This window comes from Pedobacter cryoconitis (assembly GCF_003259615.1).
GTDB classification, from domain to species: Bacteria; Bacteroidota; Bacteroidia; order Sphingobacteriales; family Sphingobacteriaceae; genus Pedobacter; species Pedobacter cryoconitis.
Genome location: NZ_QLLR01000002.1, coordinates 193,131 through 212,870, shown reverse-complemented (window position 1 = coordinate 212,870; position 19,740 = coordinate 193,131). Strand labels below are relative to the sequence as shown.

Annotated in this window: 19 protein-coding genes; 13 read left to right on the top strand and 6 right to left on the bottom strand. The window is 39.5% G+C overall.

The window, feature by feature from the left end; all coding sequences use genetic code 11:
- Positions 1-151: 151 nt before the first annotated feature.
- Positions 152-3,139, top strand: a complete 2,988-nt coding sequence (locus LY11_RS03870; RefSeq protein WP_111632419.1) for a lantibiotic dehydratase — start codon at positions 152-154, stop codon at positions 3,137-3,139.
- Here LY11_RS03870 and LY11_RS03865 read toward each other — a convergent pair.
- Positions 3,123-3,845 carry a LytR/AlgR family response regulator transcription factor gene (locus tag LY11_RS03865; protein WP_111632418.1) on the bottom strand — a complete coding sequence of 241 codons (723 nt, stop codon included), beginning with the start codon at positions 3,843-3,845 and terminating at the stop codon, positions 3,123-3,125. The genes LY11_RS03870 and LY11_RS03865 overlap by 17 nt on opposite strands.
- Before the next feature lie 5 nt (positions 3,846-3,850).
- A complete protein-coding gene (locus LY11_RS26640) occupies positions 3,851-4,462 on the bottom strand; it encodes a sensor histidine kinase (protein ID WP_170132622.1) in 612 nt (203 codons plus the stop codon).
- A gap of 577 nt (positions 4,463-5,039) precedes the next feature.
- On the opposite strand from LY11_RS26640, the gene LY11_RS26635 reads away from it, so the two are divergent.
- The 3 genes from LY11_RS26635 (at position 5,040) to LY11_RS26630 (ending at position 6,344) form a co-directional block, all read left to right on the top strand.
- Positions 5,040-5,192 carry a hypothetical protein gene (locus LY11_RS26635; protein WP_170132621.1) on the top strand — a complete coding sequence of 51 codons (153 nt, stop codon included), beginning with the start codon at positions 5,040-5,042 and terminating at the stop codon, positions 5,190-5,192.
- Positions 5,193-5,370: 178 nt separating this feature from the next.
- Entirely contained in the window at positions 5,371-6,057 is a 687-nt protein-coding gene (locus LY11_RS03855; protein WP_111632644.1) for a lipid-binding SYLF domain-containing protein, read from the top strand.
- 113 nt (positions 6,058-6,170) lie between these two features.
- A complete protein-coding gene (locus tag LY11_RS26630) occupies positions 6,171-6,344 on the top strand; it encodes a DUF6496 domain-containing protein (RefSeq protein WP_170132620.1) in 174 nt (57 codons plus the stop codon).
- On the opposite strand, the gene LY11_RS03850 is transcribed toward LY11_RS26630, so the two are convergent.
- A complete protein-coding gene (locus tag LY11_RS03850) occupies positions 6,345-7,223 on the bottom strand; it encodes an AraC family transcriptional regulator (RefSeq protein WP_111632416.1) in 879 nt (292 codons plus the stop codon).
- A gap of 145 nt (positions 7,224-7,368) precedes the next feature.
- Between LY11_RS03850 and LY11_RS03845 the strand changes: the two genes are divergently transcribed.
- The 7 genes from LY11_RS03845 to LY11_RS03815 all read left to right on the top strand — a co-directional run bounded on the left by LY11_RS03845 (position 7,369) and on the right by LY11_RS03815 (position 14,816).
- A complete protein-coding gene (locus LY11_RS03845) occupies positions 7,369-7,701 on the top strand; it encodes an L-rhamnose mutarotase (protein ID WP_111632415.1) in 333 nt (110 codons plus the stop codon).
- A gap of 1 nt (position 7,702) precedes the next feature.
- Positions 7,703-9,367: a UxaA family hydrolase gene (locus LY11_RS03840; RefSeq protein ID WP_111632414.1), complete on the top strand. Its 1,665-nt coding sequence runs from the start codon at positions 7,703-7,705 to the stop codon at positions 9,365-9,367.
- Between the two features lie 8 nt (positions 9,368-9,375).
- Complete coding sequence (locus LY11_RS03835; protein WP_111632413.1) at positions 9,376-10,140, top strand: SDR family NAD(P)-dependent oxidoreductase; 765 nt, start codon at positions 9,376-9,378, stop codon at positions 10,138-10,140.
- 9 nt (positions 10,141-10,149) lie between these two features.
- Complete coding sequence (locus LY11_RS03830; RefSeq protein ID WP_111632412.1) at positions 10,150-11,013, top strand: fumarylacetoacetate hydrolase family protein; 864 nt, start codon at positions 10,150-10,152, stop codon at positions 11,011-11,013.
- Between the two features lie 18 nt (positions 11,014-11,031).
- A complete protein-coding gene (locus LY11_RS03825; protein ID WP_111632411.1) occupies positions 11,032-11,817 on the top strand; it encodes an SDR family oxidoreductase in 786 nt (261 codons plus the stop codon).
- 53 nt (positions 11,818-11,870) lie between these two features.
- On the top strand, positions 11,871-12,239 hold the full coding sequence (locus LY11_RS03820; protein WP_111632410.1) for a hypothetical protein: 369 nt from the start codon (positions 11,871-11,873) through the stop codon (positions 12,237-12,239).
- 267 nt (positions 12,240-12,506) lie between these two features.
- On the top strand, positions 12,507-14,816 hold the full coding sequence (locus LY11_RS03815; protein WP_111632409.1) for a TonB-dependent receptor domain-containing protein: 2,310 nt from the start codon (positions 12,507-12,509) through the stop codon (positions 14,814-14,816).
- Positions 14,817-15,105: 289 nt separating this feature from the next.
- Here LY11_RS03815 and LY11_RS03810 read toward each other — a convergent pair whose 3' ends face one another.
- On the bottom strand, positions 15,106-15,792 hold the full coding sequence (locus LY11_RS03810; protein WP_111632408.1) for a DUF4397 domain-containing protein: 687 nt from the start codon (positions 15,790-15,792) through the stop codon (positions 15,106-15,108).
- A 322-nt stretch (positions 15,793-16,114) separates the two neighbouring features.
- Between LY11_RS03810 and LY11_RS03805 the strand changes: the two genes are divergently transcribed.
- A complete protein-coding gene (locus tag LY11_RS03805) occupies positions 16,115-16,702 on the top strand; it encodes a DUF4136 domain-containing protein (RefSeq protein ID WP_170132619.1) in 588 nt (195 codons plus the stop codon).
- 2 nt (positions 16,703-16,704) lie between these two features.
- Here LY11_RS03805 and LY11_RS03800 read toward each other — a convergent pair whose 3' ends face one another.
- Positions 16,705-17,079, bottom strand: coding sequence for a VOC family protein (locus LY11_RS03800; protein ID WP_111632406.1), 375 nt, complete (start codon positions 17,077-17,079; stop codon positions 16,705-16,707).
- Positions 17,080-17,467: 388 nt separating this feature from the next.
- On the opposite strand from LY11_RS03800, the gene LY11_RS03795 reads away from it, so the two are divergent.
- Positions 17,468-18,661 carry an inositol-3-phosphate synthase gene (locus LY11_RS03795; RefSeq protein WP_111632405.1) on the top strand — a complete coding sequence of 398 codons (1,194 nt, stop codon included), beginning with the start codon at positions 17,468-17,470 and terminating at the stop codon, positions 18,659-18,661.
- Between the two features lie 65 nt (positions 18,662-18,726).
- Here LY11_RS03795 and LY11_RS03790 read toward each other — a convergent pair whose 3' ends face one another.
- Complete coding sequence (locus LY11_RS03790; protein ID WP_111632404.1) at positions 18,727-19,737, bottom strand: PorP/SprF family type IX secretion system membrane protein; 1,011 nt, start codon at positions 19,735-19,737, stop codon at positions 18,727-18,729.
- Between the last annotated feature and the right edge of the window lie 3 nt (positions 19,738-19,740).

Genomic DNA, 19,740 nt, shown 5'->3' with positions numbered 1-19,740 from the left:
CTGACTATCAGTTCTTTATTCTGATTGTTGTTTTTTAAATTCAACTTTCAGACAAAAACTGTTCATAAATGTACAATAGGTGTAGATTTTTTGATAAATTTCGAGCGTTTGGGGCTGCTCCCAATTTTGCCAAATATAATTACTGCTCAAAATGTCTGAATTTATTGTAGACCCATTTTTACTTGTCCGGGCCCCAGCTTATAGCTATGAAAATTTTAACGAATCTTTTCTTCAACAGGCATTAACTACTGATTTCTTCAGAGCCAGTTTATTTTTTGCGAGTCAGACGCTATATATTGAATTAAAGAAAAAGGAATTTGACTATACTCAATTCAATGAACACGTAAAAATTACGCTGTGGAAATATTTAAACCGCATGTGTTTCAGACCATTACCCTATGGTCTTTTTTCTTCTTTTTCCCTGGCGAAGTGGACCACTGAACAGCAGCCGATGTCCTTTAGCGGAAAGGGTCAGTTTACTGCAATACCAGACTTTGTAGCTGTGCTTGATTATATCAAAACACTAAAACAAGAAGAGCTGCCCTCTGTCCGGTATTATACTAATAATTCTATGTACACCGTGGCTGGTGATTTATATTTTGTCAGCCAGGCTTATGCAGAACAAGCTAAATATGTGATTGTGCATTTGAAAGTAGTGCCAGGCTTGAAAGGATTGTTAAAGTTCATTAGCCGCGGGCAAACAAGGGAGGCTATTTTGAACTATCTGATCGAAAAATACGGGGAAGATGCCGGAGCGGAAGACTATTTTAATCATTTAGTCAATGGTCAGGTCATTGTTTCAGAATTGATGCCTAATGTGACAGGCACGTTGTACAGTGAGCGCTGTTCAGCCTTACTGCAAGCGTACACTTCACTTAATTTAAGCCCTGTCAAAACTTTTTCCATTGACATTAATAATCAAAATCAGGCCTTACCTGAACTCAATACACATTTAGAAGAAGTCATTGGCCAAAATGAAAAGAATGCTCCTTATGGTTTGTATCAGCGGGAAATTTCAGGAGGACTAAGTGAGGAGATACATCCTGAATTTATTTCACTCCTTAAAAATCTGAACAAGCTGACTACTGAGCCTAATGAAGGAGGAATGAACGCATTTAAGGCAGCTTTTATAAAAAAATACGACCAGCGGGAAGTTTCTTTAATGGAAGTCATGGATCCGGGGGCAGGTATTGGATATGAAAACCTGGCCTCTGCATTTGATAATCAAAATGATGGATTTATAGAAGATCTGAAGAAGCCAGCCGATTCAGTAAGCAGGGTGTATTGGGGGGAGACGGAGCGGATGCTTTTTGAAAAATGGAACAATCTGTCAAAATCAGGCTCAGATAAAATTGTGCTCTCACAGGATGATATGGACCTACTTCCCGAAAGCAAGTCTTTACTAGCGCCGGGAATGTTTATTTTGGGCAAAAAAGTAGGTCAGGAATTATGGATAGACCAAATTGGTGGGGTATCAGGGATAGAACTGGCAGGCAGATTTGGAATCAGGGATACAGTAGTTAATCAGAAACTTAAAAATATATGTGAGCAGGAAATGGAAATAAATAATGATTTTATATTTGCTGAAATTGCATTTTCACCAGCGAGTAAAGCTTCAAATATCAATCAGAGAGCGCACTTTTTTCCTTATGAAATCCCTATACTTACTCACTCAACGCGGTCTGAGAAAAATACTATCCGATTAGATGATCTGGTTATATCGATTGTTGGAAATACTATTCTATTAAGATCTATCAGGCTGAATAGATTTATTATACCCAGGCTTTCCTCTGCCTATAATGTAACCTTAACTGGTATTGCTGTCTTCAGGTTTCTTTGGGATTTACAATATCAGGGGATTAAAACCAAGCTGTCTTTTTCTCTGGCTCAACTTTTTCCAAATTTGAACTATTATCCACGTGTCCAATTAGATAAACACGTTCTTTGCCCCGCTACATGGATTATTAACCAGGATAAAATCAATAAAATAGTGGCACAGGATCATGATTTTGCAGAAGACCTGCATTTACCTGCTTATTTCACACTCAATGAAGGTGATAACTTTCTTGTCTTTAACAGGAATAGTAAAGATGATCTGGCTGTGTTTAGAAAATGTATTAAGAATAAAAAAATTATAACACTGAAAGAATATATTTTTCCGGAAAAAGCAGACTTAACAGATGCAGAGGACAGACCTTATATGAGTCAATATTTAGCTTGCGTGCTCAATAAATCTAAATCATATGCTGTCCCTCCATCAAAGGTTAATATCAATAGTGCTATTAAAAAATTCAAAGTCAAACGTGCTTTTTTTCCCGGTGATCATTGGTTATACCTTAAACTTTATAGTCATGATTCTCTGACTGATGCTATTTTAATCCATCATATTCTACCTGTGATTCAAAAATATAAGCACAAGGATTCAACGTTCAAATGGTTTTTTATAAGGTATAATGACCCTGAAAGCCATATCAGGCTTCGGTTCTTTACTCAGGATAAGTTCGCTGCTGATTTATTGTCTGAACTCAATTTACAATTGAAATCCTTATATCATTCAGGGAAAATAGGAGAGGTTTTACTGGATACTTATCAACGGGAACTGGAAAGGTATTCTGTGGAATTGATGGAGGAAATAGAAACCTTTTTCTATCATGATAGTGAATATATTCTTGCTGCATTACAAAGAGGTGGAACAGCTATAAGATTTAAATTGAATTTTGCCATTCACTCCACACTTTTAATGATCAGGTATTTTATTAAAGACAAAAAAGATAGAATTGATTTTTTTAATGTAGTACTGGATGGTTTTTCAGCAGAATTTAACAACAGAGATAAGGAAACCGGGCATAAAATGGATCTTAAGTACCGGAACTTTCAACCGGAATTGATTGAGAACGAGCAATTTTCAATACTTCAAAATAACAAAAATTATCCTGGTTTTAATCAAATACTTATTTCACTGAGTGAAAAACTATTCAATTGGCAACCCGAAGATAAATATAGATTAGTTGCAAGTCTGATTCATATGCACATGAACAGAATATTTGAATCTCATCCCCGGGAATACGAATGCCTGGCTTATCACTTTATGAAAAAACACCAGGCTTACCTTAATTATACCACTAACGATGAGTTTTGATGACGTTATTATTTACTTTTTTTAATAATTGTTCCTTAAAGGAGGAACCAATGGGAAGGATCATTTTATCGATCATAATTTTGTTGCCCTCCATCATGGTTACCTTGTCAATATTAATAATGTAAGACTTGTGAATTCTGATGAAATTAGTTGTCGGTAGCCCTGCTTCAATCTCTTTCATGGTCAGGTAGATAATATGATTATTCTGAGGAGTATGAATAACAATATAATTGTTTAATCCTTCAATATACTCTACATCATCATAGTTGACTTTAAGCATTTTACCTTTAATACCAGGATTAACAAAGAAGTAGCTTTCATTTTTAGCTATGCTTTGGTTTTTTTGCCCTTCTATTTTATCAATAACTTTGGTTACTGATTTTACAAACTTTTCAAAGGAAATAGGTTTTAGCAGAAAATCCGAAATATTCTTTTCAAAACCCTGTACTGCATATCCGGCATGTCCGGTTGTAAAAATAATTGCCGTGTTTTTATAAATCAGGTCCGCTACGTCCAGACCAGACATTTCCGGCATATCAATATCCAGGAAGGTAATATCTATATCTTTGTTTTCATTAATATATTTAACCGCTTCCAGTGGGTTTTGCGAGGAGGAAATTATTTCCAGCTGTGCACTATCTGCAGCATATTTTTTTAGTGTTTCGATGGCGTGGGATTCATCATCTATTATAAAACATTTATACATAAAGGTTATAAGATTATTTGAAGCTTGAACGTATAATTTTCTGCAGTTTCTATGATTTGAATTTCATGATTATCCGGATAATAGGCATCAAGTCTTAGTTTTAAATTTTTAAGACCTATACCGTGGCTGGGAATAGGTTTTCTGGTTCTTATTTTTCTATTATTTATAGTGAATTGCAATTCATTATCATTAATCTCAAGGTTTATTTTTACAGGATGTTCTGGATTTTTAAGGTCAGCATATTTAAAAATATTTTCAACAGGTGTTAATAAAATTAAGGGAAGTATCTGAAGGTTAGCAGTATTCCCTATAATGGTGAAAGATAACTGTAAATTGTGATCAAACCTAAATTGATTTAAATCTATAAAAGAAGCTATCTGTTCTATTTCTTCTGAAAGCTCAACTTTCCCATTTTGTGGTATTTCTGTTAATGCGTAGCGCATAATATCAGAAAGTAAAAGTATAGGTTTAGTCAATTGAGGAGCATCCTTTATAGCAGAATTATGCAGGAAATTCAGGCTGTTGAATAGGAAATGAGGATTAATTTGTGATTTCAGATAGGCGACCTCAGAATCCACTAATTTCTTTTCCAGTAATTGTTGATTGAGCTGCTCCAATAATATGTTTTTCTCCAGGTCAGATATTTCTTTACGCTGGGTTATGATATTTAAAGCAAACCAATAGGCTGAACTTAGGCCGAAAAAATAAATAAACCGATAAACCATCTTGGAAATAGAATCCAGACTGGTTATAAAAGGAACAGTTGTCGGGACATCCAGGAAAAGATAAATTGCTGCAATAATATACCTTAGCAGTAAATAGCCAGCCAATTCAAGCAAAATAAATACTAAACCAATATATATAGGCTTTTTATAAATTAATGGCCATACAATGTATGTATTGAAATAAAAGAGAATTATATTAATACCATAGATCAGAATATAATCAATGATAGAAGCGGCAGGCATGTGCAATAAGAATATCAGCAGCAATTCATATACAATAAAAAGCGTCCATACAAAAATATGTGCACGGTAAAATTTGAATTTATTTGAGGCTGATGCGGAAATCATTATTTCAAATATAAGAGATTATATGAGGATTTACCCCGACATTATCGGAGTTGGTGTAATAACTTTTTTAATATGAAATGATAGGCCTAAAATTGATGCAAATCAAACGCTATTTAATATTATGAAAAAAATTAAACGAAATCTTTTGAAGCCAGAATTAACACCTGTATATCAAATGCGCACAGTTAAAAAAGCAAATGGAAGTCCGGTTCCCGAGGTAAATTCGACAACTACTGATAGTTTTGCAACTATTATCTGGACTAACAGTTTCTAAAACCAGTGATAAATACTCTTGTTTTATAGTATAGATTACACGCTTAAAAAAAGAACACCAATGCTTATTAATTAATAAGCATTGGTGTTCTTTTTTTATAGGCTAAAATTAAATCTTGGCTCTGAATTTGATTACCTGTTTATAGTTAATTATGAACTCAAATCAAACCCAGTCTATTATGAAAACGATAAAATTATCGAAGTTAAAAGTTGCGCTTCTTTTATGTGCAGGCTTATTCTTAAGCGCTTCGGTTAATGCACAGGAAAAGGAAGAAAAGAAAGTAAAAGATGCAACCACAGTTCTTGCAGATTTTAGTAAGATGAAGGAATCGATTCCCTCAGAATTACTGGCTGTTACACAGGGGATTATTGTAGTGCCTAAACTAATTAATGCAGGTTTTGTAATCGGGGCAAAAAGAGGTAAAGGCGTTGCGATGGTTAAACGCGCTGATGGTACCTGGAGTAATCCTGTTTTTGTAACCATCACAGGAGGCAGTATAGGTGCACAGATTGGTGTACAATCAGTGGACCTTGTTTTAGTTTTCAAACACAGTAATAGCCTGACCGATATTAAAAAGAGCAGTTTTACACTTGGTGGTGACCTTTCTGTCGCTGCTGGCCCTGTAGGCAGGAATTCGACTGCAAATACAGACTATAAATTAGAAGCTGAAGTTTATTCCTATTCCCGTAGTAAAGGTCTTTTCGCGGGGATTTCTTTAAATGGGGCTTCCCTGGCTATCGATGCGCCATCGAACACTGGTTTTTATGGAAAAGCAATGTCCGCACATAAAATATTCGATGCAGCTGACAATTCTTCAGCCATCGTTAAAGAACTAAAATCGACCCTGACAAGCATGCAAAAATAATTTGCATAAAATTTTGTCCTGAAATTCCCGGCTATACTACAGCCGGGAATTTTTTTTAAACTAAATTCCAGCCTATCGGTTATAGTCCTGTTTTAAATTTAAATTTTAAGATCATGGCTAAATATTCAAAAAAAGCAAGCGAGAAAGTTGAAGAAACTATGCACGAGCTGAAAGAAGGCAAACTGAAATCAGGAAGCGGAGCAAAAGTGACCTCCAAAAAACAAGCAGTAGCTATCGGGCTTTCTGAAGCCAGAAAAGCGGGTGCCAAAGTACCTGAAAAGAAATAACTATGCCTGGCGGTCGCTTAAAAATTCACGCTGATAATTCAGCGGGCTTTTGGCTGTGATAGCCTTGAAGTACTTATGGAAACTGGCGAAATTATAGAAGCCGCTCTCATAACAAATCTGCTTCACGTTAATCTTATTTTCAATTAACAACTTACAAGCATGACCTATTCTGATCTCATTAATGAACTGAGAATAGGTCTTTCTTGTTCTTGATTTAAAATATCTGCAAAAATAATTTACACTCACATGCGCAATATCCGCTACCTCCTGCGTTTGTATTTTACGTTTAAAATTGGCTAAAGAGAACTCATAGATCGCATGTATCCTGTCATTTTCAGAGTCTTCAAAATTATGTTTAAAGCCTATAGAAGAAAGCAATCTTGTTTTTGTGCAATTACCGATTGCAGTTAACGCTTCCATTAACAAAATGATCTTTTTTGAGCCCTCCGCCTGTAAAAGCTGTTCCAGTAACTCTGCGATATTGTTTTTCATCTGCCCGCCAACCTGGATACCCCTTCTGGCCTTTTCCAGTGTATTTTTAATCAATTTGTTTTCCGGCAGATTGAGAAAAACATCACCCCAGAAATTCTCATTGAAATGGATTACACGTACATCAGCACTCGTGTTTACCTGCTCATCAAAATAGACATCATCAAATCTCCAGTAATGCGGCAGGTGCGCGCCGATTAAAATCACGTCACCCGATCGGAATCGTTTAATACTATCTCCAATAAACTGAGTACCATTACCTTTTTTAAAATGAATCAACTCTACTTCCGTATGATAATGCCATCGGTTATTGATATAAGGCACATTATCCTGCCTCGCATTGAAAGAATGAATTGGGTTCGGGGATGCTTTTAAAAGTTGAGGTTTCATTTTTTTGTTACAAATGATGGCTGATGAAAGGTAAATATGCCAAAATCATTTAATCTTTCGTTCAAATGATAAAATAAATAAAATCAAAAATACTTTCCTTTGAGTAAACAAACATACCCACGCTCTAAAAATTGAAAATAGATAAATGAAGACCTATTGTTTAACCCTTGATTTGATTAATGATCCGGAATTAATCCGGGAATACGAGAAATGTCATCAGAAAATATGGCCTGAAATCTATACCAGTATTAAAAACTCGGGAATAACCAAAATGCAGATTTATCGTTTTTCCAACCGGCTGGTCATGCGGATGGAAGTGAATGATACTTTCAGCTTTGAATACAAAGCAGCTTTGGATGCAGAAAATGAACGGGTACAAGAATGGGAAAAGCTGATGTGGAAATATCAGCAAGCCCTGCCAGGCGCAAAGCCCGGGGAGAAATGGATGTTAATGACTCAAATTTTTGAACTTGAATAATATGGCGTTTTTAGAAACAACTTACTTTATACAGATCCATCCATCAGACAATGTATTGGTTGCGCTGGTAGATTTGCCCGCAGGATTTAAAGTAAAGTTTAATGCGCTGACCTTTGATATTATCGCACCGATAGCCGCCAAGCACAAATTTACCATACATGATCTGTCTGAAGGGAACAGCATTTTCATGTATGGCGTGCTGGTGGGTAAAGCGAGCGAGGCAATTCCTGCCGGGCAGGCCATTACCGTAAATAACGTAAAACATGCAGCGGGGGACTATCAATTAGGAGAAAGAAAAACCTCGTGGCAACAACCAGATTCCACTGCTTTCCGGGATAAGACCTTTATGGGTTTCCACCGGAAAGACGGTTCAGTAGGGACCGCCAACTACTGGATTGTGATCCCACTTGTATTTTGCGAAAACCGCAACGTAGAAGTTCTTAAAGAGGCCCTGATTGATAAATTGGGCTTTAAAAAGACTAAAAGTTATGAAAATGAAGTAGACGGGCTGATTGCGCTCTATAAAACCGGGAAGAGTATAGAAGACATTTTGCAGGCAGACCTGCAGGATACAGCTGCAGCAGCACCCGCTAATAAACTATTTCCGAATATAGACGGCATTAAGTTTCTGAACCACGACATGGGCTGCGGTGGAACGAGGATGGATTCCGATGCACTTTGTGGTTTGCTCGCCGGTTATATTACCCATCCTAATGTGGCCGGGGCAACTGTGCTCAGTTTAGGTTGTCAGCATGCACAGATCAGTATTCTGGATGCAGAAATTAAAAAAAGAGATCCCGGATTCAGTAAACCTCTGGTTGTGCTCGAACAGCAAAAATTAGGTACCGAAAGTAAACTATTACAAGAAGCACTTAAACAAACCTTTACCGGTTTAATCCGCGCAAACCAGGAAGAGAGAACACCCGCACCCTTATCTAAACTCTGTATAGGTCTGGAATGTGGCGGATCAGATGGTTTTTCCGGAATCTCGGCGAACCCCGCACTGGGTCATCTATCAGATCTGCTGGTTACGATGGGCGGAAGTGTTATTCTGGCTGAATTTCCAGAACTATGCGGAGTTGAACAAGAACTCAGTGACCGCTGTATAGACATTGATACCGCCAATCGGTTTATGGGCCTGATGAGCACCTATAACGCCCTTGCCGAAGCTACAGGTTCAGGGTTCTATGCCAATCCTTCTCCCGGAAATATAAAAGATGGTTTAATCACAGATGCTATCAAATCTGCAGGAGCGGCAAAAAAAGGCGGTAACTCTCCGGTAATTGCTGTTTTGGATTATCCGGAGAAAGTAACCAAGCCAGGGCTGAACCTCCTGTGTACACCAGGCAGCGATGTCGAAAGTACTACTGCCGAGGTGGGTTCCGGCGCAAATATTGTACTTTTCACTACAGGTTTGGGAACACCAACAGGAAATCCGATTGCGCCCGTGATTAAACTTTCTACAAATACAGTTTTATTTAATAAAATGCCTGATATTATTGATATTAACTGCGGTACTATCATTGAAGGCACTGAAAGTATCGAACAAGCAGGGGAGCGCATCCTGAATTATGTTATTGATGTGGCCAGCGGGCTGATCAAACCTAAGGCTGTAGAACTAGGCCAGGATGATTTTATACCATGGAAAAGAGGTGTTTCATTATAATTTAATATATGTTTAGTCTAGAAGGAAAAATAGCCGTTATTACCGGAGGAGGAAGTGGGATAGGAAAAGCTATCGCTATACTGTTCGCCAAACAAGGTGCAACTGTACATATTATCGAACTCAACGCAGAAGCAGCAGAAGAAACTGTTATTGAAATCCAGCAAAATAAAGGGCAGGCCCGTGGTCACAGCTGTGATGTGAGTAATCAAAACCACGTCCTTGATATATTTCATCAGATTGGTTCAGTAGACATCCTGGTGAATAACGCAGGTATAGCCCACATCGGAAAGGCCGGTACCACAAGCGAAGTAGACTTTGATAAGGTATTTGCCGTAAATGTGAAAGGAGCCTACAACGCTTTATTCGCAGCTATTCCCTTACTCAAAGAAAGTAAAAGCCCGGTGATTTTGAATATGGCCTCGATAGCTGCCGTAGTGGGTATCACCGATCGTTTTGCCTATTCCATGAGTAAAGGGGCGATTTATGCCATGACTATGTCTGTGGCGCGTGATTACCTGGAAGACGGTATCCGATGCAACAGTATTTCCCCGGCAAGAGTTCATACACCCTTTGTAGACGGCTTTATCTCAAAGAATTATGCCGGACAGGAAGAAGAAGTATTTGAAAAATTATCTAAAAGCCAGCCTATCGGAAGAATGGGCAAACCCGAAGAAGTAGCTGCGCTGGCTTTATACCTGTGCGCAGAAGAATCCGGATTTATTACCGGAAATGATTACCCTATTGACGGAGGATTTATAAAACTTAACAACTAAAGATCATTTATGAAATTAATAAGATGGGGCGAAGCCGGCCGGGAAAAGACAGGCGTGATTATCAATGCCATTAAATATGACACCTCTGCTTTCGGAGGCGATTACAATGAAGCTTTTTTTGAGAATAACGGGCTGGCCAGACTAGCCGAATTTGTCAAAGCAAATGCAGGCAAACTAATTGAAATTCCAGGCTCAGAACGCTTGGGCTCACCCATTGCGCGGCCCTCTAAAATTATATGTATAGGATTAAATTACGCGGACCACGCTAAAGAAACCAATGCCGCGCTGCCAGTTGAACCTATCATTTTCATGAAATCGACTACAGCACTGGCCGGGCCAAACGATGCAATCATTACCCCTAAAAACTCCGTAAAAACAGACTGGGAAGTTGAGCTCGCGGTGATCATTGGTAAAAAAGCATCCTACGTTGAAGAAGCTGAGGCCCTGGACTACGTTGCAGGCTATACCTTACACAATGATGTTTCCGAACGTGAATTTCAAATTGAGCGGAACGGAACCTGGGATAAAGGCAAAGGCTGTGATACATTTGCCCCCTTGGGCCCTTTTTTGGCGACCCCAGATGAATTGGGTGACCTCAACAAATTGCGCTTGTGGCTGAAAGTAAACGACAAAATGATGCAGGACGGCAACACCTCCAACTTTATCTTTAACATTCCGTTCGTCATCGCTTACGTAAGCCAGTTTATGACCCTGCTTCCCGGAGACGTTATTTCTACAGGAACGCCTGCCGGAGTCGGACTTGGATTTAACCCGCCAATTTACCTGAAAGCAGGTGATGTCGTAGAACTCGGTATAGATGGCCTTGGAACCTCCAGACAAGAAGTTAAAGCCTACGTCAAAAACAAAAATTAATATCATTTACTAAACAATATGGATCTGCAATTAAAAGATAAAATAGTCATTGTTACCGGCGGCGCAAAAGGTATTGGCGAAGCAATCGTTCGTCAATTGGCAAATGAAGGTGCAATTCCCATCATCATCGGCAGGAAAGAAGCCGATAACCTGAAGCTCGTCAATGAAATTACCAGCGAAGGAAAACAAGCCTTCCAGGTCGTTGCAGAACTGACAGATCCACTAATTGCAGAACAGGCCATCCATACCATTATCCAGATCTTTGGCCGGATAGACGGTTTGGTGAATAATGCCGGAGTGAATGATGGGGTAGGGCTGGAGAGCGGGAACTATGAGGATTTTGTGGCCAGTCTGCATAAAAATGTAATCCACTATTACCTGATGGCCCATCATGCACTCCCTTACCTGAAGAAAAGCAAAGGCTCAATTGTAAACATCGGTTCAAAAGTGGCCGATACAGGGCAGGGTGGAACCTCGGCCTATGCCGCATCCAACGGCGCAAGAAACGCACTCACCAGAGAATGGGCTGTGGAACTATTGCCTTACAGTATCCGTGTAAACGCAGTAATTGTAGCAGAATGCTACACCCCCTTATATCAAACCTGGATCAGCACACTGCCTGAGCCCGAAAAAAAGCTAAAAGACATTACCGCTAAAATCCCCTTTGAACAGCGCATGACCACCGCCCAAGAGGTTGCAAATACCGTCGTATTCCTGCTTTCCCCACGCTCAAGTCATACCACGGGCCAGCTCCTTTATGTTGACGGAGGTTATGTTCACCTTGACCGTTCCATCAGTTCCTGAGATATTTTGCAGCAGAAGCTCTAAACAGCCCCCAAGATTTCTATATTTGCAAAATGTTCAGAAGCATTCTTGTACATCTGCTGATTCTAACCACACTGACCGCTAACTTTAGCCAGGTCTTTGTGCAGGCAGGGTTTGAGCTGAACGAGAACTATATCGTCTCCAAACTCTGTATTAACCGCGATAAGCCGCAAATGCACTGCAACGGTAAATGTTACCTGATGCGTAAACTAAAACAAGCCGAGCAAAAGGAAAAAAGCAGAGAACGCGAAACCCAAAGGGGTATGCACCAACTGGGTGTAGTCGTTGAAAAACTATCTTTTAATCCTGACACCACCCTTGTGATGCCGGAGTACCAGGAAGAATTACCTTTCCGTCTGCCAGCCTACGCCGCTGACATCTTTCAGCCGCCCCGTCTATAACTCTATTCTTATTGAACCGAAACCCCGATGATTTCAAAGAGAAATCCAGGGAACCGGTATGACATTCCGATCAGTACATCCTTCGAGCACATAGTGTTACAACATTATCACTATAGCGTTTAACATTATGACGCTTAACATTATGGCATTATATAATTATAATGTTATAACGCTATAACGCTATAATGAGATAACTATAATTTCAAATTATAGCGAAGGAGCATATTGATACGGGCAATATTTATATGAATTATAATTTCCCAATTAATGAAACTTTTCAGACTAATGCTGCTATTGGCTTGCCTTGCCCTTTTTAAGCAGAATGTTCAGGCGCAAAACCCCATATCCATAACAGGTACCATATACGACTCTCAAACCAGGCAGGCCCTTGCCGGTGTAAGTATTAAAACATCCGATAACAAACTGCTGACCCTATCCGATAAAAACGGGTACTTTAAAATTGAAAATACAACCCCCGACCAGCACTATAAATTTACCCTGGTCGGATTCAAACCACAAGAAGTCGATTACAGCAAAAAAGAAGGAAGTCTGAATATCCAGCTTGATGCCGATGAATCCAGCCTGAATGAAGTACGCGTAACAGGTTTTGCCGGCAACCGTACCAAAAAAGAAACCGCAGGCTCTATAGGGATGATCACCAGTGCAGACCTCAACCGTGGCAGCGGGCTTTCCTTTCAATCTGCCCTCAACTCCATTCCCGGCGTGAGAATGGATCAAAGTACCCTCTCTGAAGCCAGAATAGCAATCCGCGGGAACGGGGTCAGATCCTCTTACGGCCTAAGAAACATCAAAGTCTATCTCAATGATATTCCAATTACTGAGGCCGACGGAACAACCCGGATTGAAGCCCTGGACGTAAACAGCATAGGCAGGGCCGAAGTAATCAAGGGGCCCGCATCAAGCATTTATGGTGCAGGAACCGGTGGAGTAATCAATTTTCAATTACAGCGCTCACCCTACCAGGAACAAAGTCTGGAAGCCTCAGGCATGGCAGGAAGCTACGGACTACATAGACTGGCGGCCACTTACCGTAACGGCGGAGATAAAATTAACAGTTATGTTTCCTACGGATGGCAGGAATATGACGGCTACAGGGACCACAGCAATGACATGCGCAGATTCCTGTCCGGTAACTTCCAGCTTTTTCCAAGCGACAAACGCATCATTACCCTGCTACTCAACAGAACAACACAATACTCACAAATTCCAGGATCGCTAACCGCAGACCAGGTGGCTGCAAATCCCCTGCAAGCCAACGCAAGTAACCTTGATAAACAAGCCGGACGCTATCAAACCTGGACTCGTGTCGGCTTAGGACAACAATATCAAATCAATGATCAATTGTCTAACAGCACCAGTGTCTTTACCTATTCCTATGACCTCAGTCACCCCTTACCCTATGCCTACCTGAGAAACTACTATCAAAGTTACGGCGGAAGGACCAGCTTCACCTATAACCCTGGTTTCTCCCAATTACCAACTAAATTTATCGTAGGTGCAGAATTTAACGAAGGCCTGACTAAAGGCACGCAATACGTCAATAACAAAGGGACAGAAGGTGCGCTCAATGGAAATATCGATTACCGTAATACACTATACTCCTTATTTTATCAATCCGAGACACAACTAGGACCAAAGACCCTGCTTACCTTAGGCCTAAGCTATAACAGTCTGAAATATGATGTCTCAAACTATCTCGTGCCAGCACAAAGCGGGATCAAGGACTTTAAGCCACAAGCTACCCCAAGGATTGCCATCAGTCATAACTTTTCTGAAGCCCTAAGCTTACATGGAAGTGTGAGTACCGGTTTTTCTCCACCATCCAGCTCAGAAGTGAAGAACGTTGACGGCTCGATCAACCCAACCCTACAAGCAGAAAAAGCAATAAATTATGAAATCAACGCCAAAGGGAACCTCTTGAATTCACGTTTCAGCTATGACCTTTCCCTATTTAAAATGGACATGAAAGGGGAGTTGATCGGGCAATCCGTACAACAAGGTATTACCATTTATAACAATTCCGGAAAAACAACCCATAACGGAGCAGAGCTTGCCCTATCATGGCAAATTCTAAAACCAGAAGACAACCAGGAAATAGCCAGTCTAAGACCTTTCGTTGCCCTGACCTATTCAGCTTTTAAATTCAAGGACTATCAAATTCTGGATGCAAATAATGCAGTAACAGCGTCCTACAATGGAAATGCACTAACTGGGATTTCCCCATGGGTGATCAGTGCCGGCCTTGATCTGGAGACTCGTTTTGGATTATATGGTTATCTGAATTATTACTACAATGATAAAATGCCATTAAATGATAAGAACTCAGACTATAACGCTGCATATCAGGTAGTCGGGCTTAAAGCTGGCTATAAGAAAAAATTAGGAAAAGCATTCGAGGTGAATATCTACGGAGGTATTGATAATCTTTTTAATGAATCCTACAGCTCAATTCTATCATTAAATGCAATTGGTTACGGCGGTGCGCAACCAGCCTACTTTAACCCTTCGCCCAAAAGAAACGGGTATGCAGGACTAAACTTAAAGTACTTCTTCTAAGATTTTCGCATTCTTATAGCACCAGACCAATCTTAAATAAAACAGGCTAAGCTATTTCAAGACATTGGCCGTCCCTTCAGACGGGCGTCGACTTGAAATAGCTTAGCCTGTTTTATTTAAAAGCACGAAGTCAGTTTCTTCGAAGGAACCCACATTCGTGCTCTTAACAAACACCTATGCTCTTAACAAACATTTGTGCTCTTAACAAACATTCATGCTTTTAAAAAATGTGCTCTCAACAAACACTTCTCCTCTTAACAAACACTCATGCCATCAAACACACAATAAATTACTCCTGCGTAATCTGGCGAACCGAAATTGAATTCGCAGTAGATCCAGTAATATAAACCGTGTAAATCTTATTCGCCACAAGCGCTGTTAAATCAAAATTCCCTAAACTCGTAGACTGACCCGCACCATAAACCTGCAGCGATAAAATCCCAGGCGCAATAGTTGCAAAATTCGTAGCCACATCACGACCAAGATTTGCCGCCAGATTTTCACCAGACGCACGTCTGATGTCAATATTAGCCGGAGCCGCATCACTCAAATGAACGAACCTTACTTTCGCCTGTCCGCTAACCGGCGCACTTCTGTCATCCTCATAAACCTTTACCCTTGCAGACTGCCCATCACCGGCTAAAAAAACAGTATAACTAGAACCGTTTTTAAAATCCGATTTCCCCGTAGCAAAAGCCGTAGAAGAACCATCACTTCTAAACTCAGTAACCAGGTTATTACCAGAATTAGTAGAAATATAAGCCGACGCATTTGCAAAAGCTAACCCACCAGTTACCACAGCATTATTTGCCAGGTAAAAACCCTGATTTGGAGAAGTTGGAGAAGCATTGACCACCTTAACATTTGCCGATCCCGAACTATCAACATCGTTTTTCTTACAAGAAGTTACCAATACAGCAACAGATAAAATAGCTGCGCCCTTCACTAAATTTTTTAAAAATGAACTTGTTTTCATAAACTGATTTCAATTAAATAGGTAATAAATTTTAATAACATTATTGTTACGATTTAGCCTTGGCAACAATTACTCCGGCAAACCAGACCTAAAAAATAAAAAATTAATACATCAAATATATTTATCAGATAATCAGCTACTTATAACACTATTAAAAAATATTTAAAACTATTAGGAGTAATTTGAGATTTGCAAAAATAACTGTACTAAAAAATATACACCAATCCCTGAGCCCGTAGCAATAAATGACATTAAACTATAACGCCTTTTCACTGTCCATATCACTAAACATAACATTTGTTTGATATTAAATGATATGAACATGAAAAAGCTAATTTTAATGCTGTTTATTACAGCCGTTGAATTTTCAGGATGCTCCTCATACAACTATTACGCGGTCGCTCATAAACCACTTGACCCCGCAAAATATAAAACCTTCGCCTGGATTCCCGAAGGAAAATCAAAATCAACCTCCATATACGACAATGACGTAGCTACCGATAAAATTGTAGAATCCGCAAGTCAGGAAATGAAAAACAGAGGCTTTAACCTGCAAAGTGATAACCCTGACCTGTTACTCAGGTATACCGCGGTTGTCAATAAAGAAATAAAAGATTACACCGATCCCGTTTATTACAACCCACCATCAAGAATATTACCACGCGTATCCTATTACGGAGGCAGGAGGGTTTATTACTACTCCTACTATAACCCGCTGCCAATTTACGTAGGCGACAGAGAAAGAAGTATAAGAATTAAAGCCAACAGTATCATGATTGATATTATCGACCGTAAATCATCTAAAGTAATCTGGAGAGGCTGGGCAGAAGGAGAAGTCGATAACCCTGAAAAAGCAATCAATCAAATCCCCAATGTTATCAGTAATATTTTCAAAAAACTGCCCCAATAAAATTAAGGCGTGGAGGTTAACCACCAGGTATTCCCAAAAGGGTCCTGGATACCTCCACATCTTCCATAATCCATATCAGCTACCTCACTCACCACAGAAGCCCCGTGAAAAATAGCCCGTTGAAACGTTTCATCCGCATCCCCCACATATATAAAAAGATTTCCCACTGCCTTTCCATACCTGTCCGCCGCCTCCGAAAGAAGTAAAATACTATGTCCGACTTTAATTTCCGCAGATAAAACTGTTCTGTTGTCTTCCGCCATGTTCAGCGAATTTATCTCCGCATTGAAAACAATTTTGGCGAATTCAATAAATTCTATTGCATTTTCGAGCATCAGATAAGGGAGAGTCGTATGTTGATCCTTATAATTATTCATGGACGTAATTTTTTCGTTATACCTGCTGTTCTTAAATTGGCAAGATGATAAGTTAACAAATAAGGCGACCAGCAGTTTTTTATTCCTGCCAATAGCCTGAAATCTTATTAATAACTTAATATACGTGTAAAAAATATGATTTTAATCATATAGAATATAAATGTATAACCATAAGAAACCAACAGCTTTTGGTCTTTTCCTAAAAACTGACTATGTTCTTAAAGTTGTCAGAATGTAAAATTTAATCATCTTACCATAATTATCTCTATATTGCTCAAAACTATACTGGAAATAATAATCGGATTTCTATTTTTGCGGAGATTTAGATGGATGAATTCTGCCTTTAAGCTCTCCGTCTCATAAAATTAGAATAACCCAAGTTCAAACAATGCATAACCAAGGAAAGAAAATCAGAGTTGCAATTTTAGGCGTAGGTAATTGCGCCAGCTCATTAGTACAAGGCGTAGAATTTTACACTAAACACGCAGAAAAGACATCAGGATTGATGGCTAATGACATCGGTGGATATAAAGCAGCTAACATTGAATTCGTTTGCGGATTTGATGTAGATGAAAGAAAAATCGGCCAGCCATTAAAGGATGCCATTTTTGCGAAGCCAAATTGTACGATTATACTGAATGCTGACATAGAATCAGAAGCTCCTATCTACAGATCACCAGTTATTGATGGTGTATCTCCACAGATGACCGCTTATCCTGAAGCTAACAGGTTCGTTATCAAAGACGAATTAAAGAATACTGATATTTTGATTGATAGTGTAACCTACGATCAGGCTCAGGTAACTGCCTTACGTGCTGAAATTGTTGCGCAATTGCGTAAACACGAAGCTGAAGTGCTGATCAATTACCTTCCGGTTGGATCACAGCTGGCTACAGAATTCTATGCAGAAATCTGTATTGAATTAGGTATCTCTTTAGTGAACTGTATCCCAGTATTTATCGCTTCAGACCCAGCATGGGAGCAGCGTTTTATTGATGCAGGTATTCCGATTATCGGAGACGACATGCGTAGTCAGTTTGGCGCAAGTATCGTTTCTCAGATGCTTCAGGAATTAGCTTTCGAAAGAGGACACCATGTCAAAGCCCACATTCAGAGAAATGTTGGCGGAAATACAGATTTCCTTAACATGGAAGACAAAAATCGTCTGAAATCTAAAAAGATCTCTAAAGAAAATGTAATCCGTGCACAGAATGACATCAGAGGTATCTCTACCGAAGACAGCTTCCTTCATGCAGGTCCATCAGAATATATCGCCTATTACGGAGACAATAAAGTTGCGAACTTCCGTCTGGAATTAGAAGGCTTTATGGGGGCACCTGTAATCTTCGACGCACAACTCTCCGTTCAGGATTCCCCTAACTCTGCAGGTGTGGTTATTGATGCGATCAGATACGTTTATGTGGCCAGAGAATTAGGCCTGGTAGGTGCCCTTAGAGGACCATCAGCCTCTACTCAGAAAACTCCGCCAGAGCAAATGATGTTCAGTGATGCTATTTATGAATGTCATGCCTTAGCTAAACGTGAGCTTACAGCATCCACAAGAAAACAATTAAAAAAATAGAAATTATACCTATTAAAAAACCGCTTAAACCATTAAGTTTAAGCGGTTTTTTTATGTCTGTGAAATTACCAGTTTCTTTGCGGGCAAGTCACTTTATACCTGTTATTCAGTAAAATACCCAATACAATCTCATGCGTACCATTGCTGACCGAACGCAGTTCGGAAGTTGTGAAATCATAGGCATAACTTAACACAAACAGTGAGCTGATATTAAAACCAGCCATCGCAGATACCGCATCCTGCGGGCGATAACTACCACCGATCCATAACTTATCCTTAAAAGCTACTTTAAAATTTATATCTGCTGATAAAGGCGCAGGCTGTACCTTTTTAAACATTACCGAAGGCATTACCGACACCTGCTCGCTGATAAAAAACTTATAACCAGCCGTCACAAACAAATGAGGCACCTGTTTGCCCTCAACCGCTGCTTGTGCATCAGAAAAACTAATTGGTTTATTCAGCAGTTGCTGAACCGATACCCCTGCAAAATAATCAGGACCATATAACCAGATCCCAGCATCAAGATCAGGCTGTGTTCTGGTATTATAATCCGCATTAATTGCAGGATCAAGACTATTTTCCAAAGTTAGTTTCGAAACATCCAGTGATATTTTTGAAATTCCCGCAGCTACTCCCAAACTCAGGTTCATTTTTGAACTTAACCCCAGGTGGTAAGCATAACTGGCCTTTATATCCATTGTTTTGATGGGGCCGGTTTTGTCAAATGTTCCGGAAATGCCAATCCCATGATGCGGTTCAGCAGCCATATAATTCTGCAGATAACTTCGTTCCATAGGATTTTCCCCTTTTTCAGCAAAAGAATTTGCATTTCCATACAAATACTGCTTACCTAACGGCGCATTCACAGAAAAAAAAGAAGTAACCGGGCCATCGTTTATTCCGGTCCATTGCACCCTTGAACCCACTCTTACATCCGTATAATTTTCTATTCCTGAAAGTGCCGGGTTGAGCAGATAATTATTGAAAATATACTGCGTATACTGAGGACGCTGCTGCGCATCGCTGACCTCAAATAAAAAAACACCCATTGCAATCAGGAAAAATTTTCTCATAAA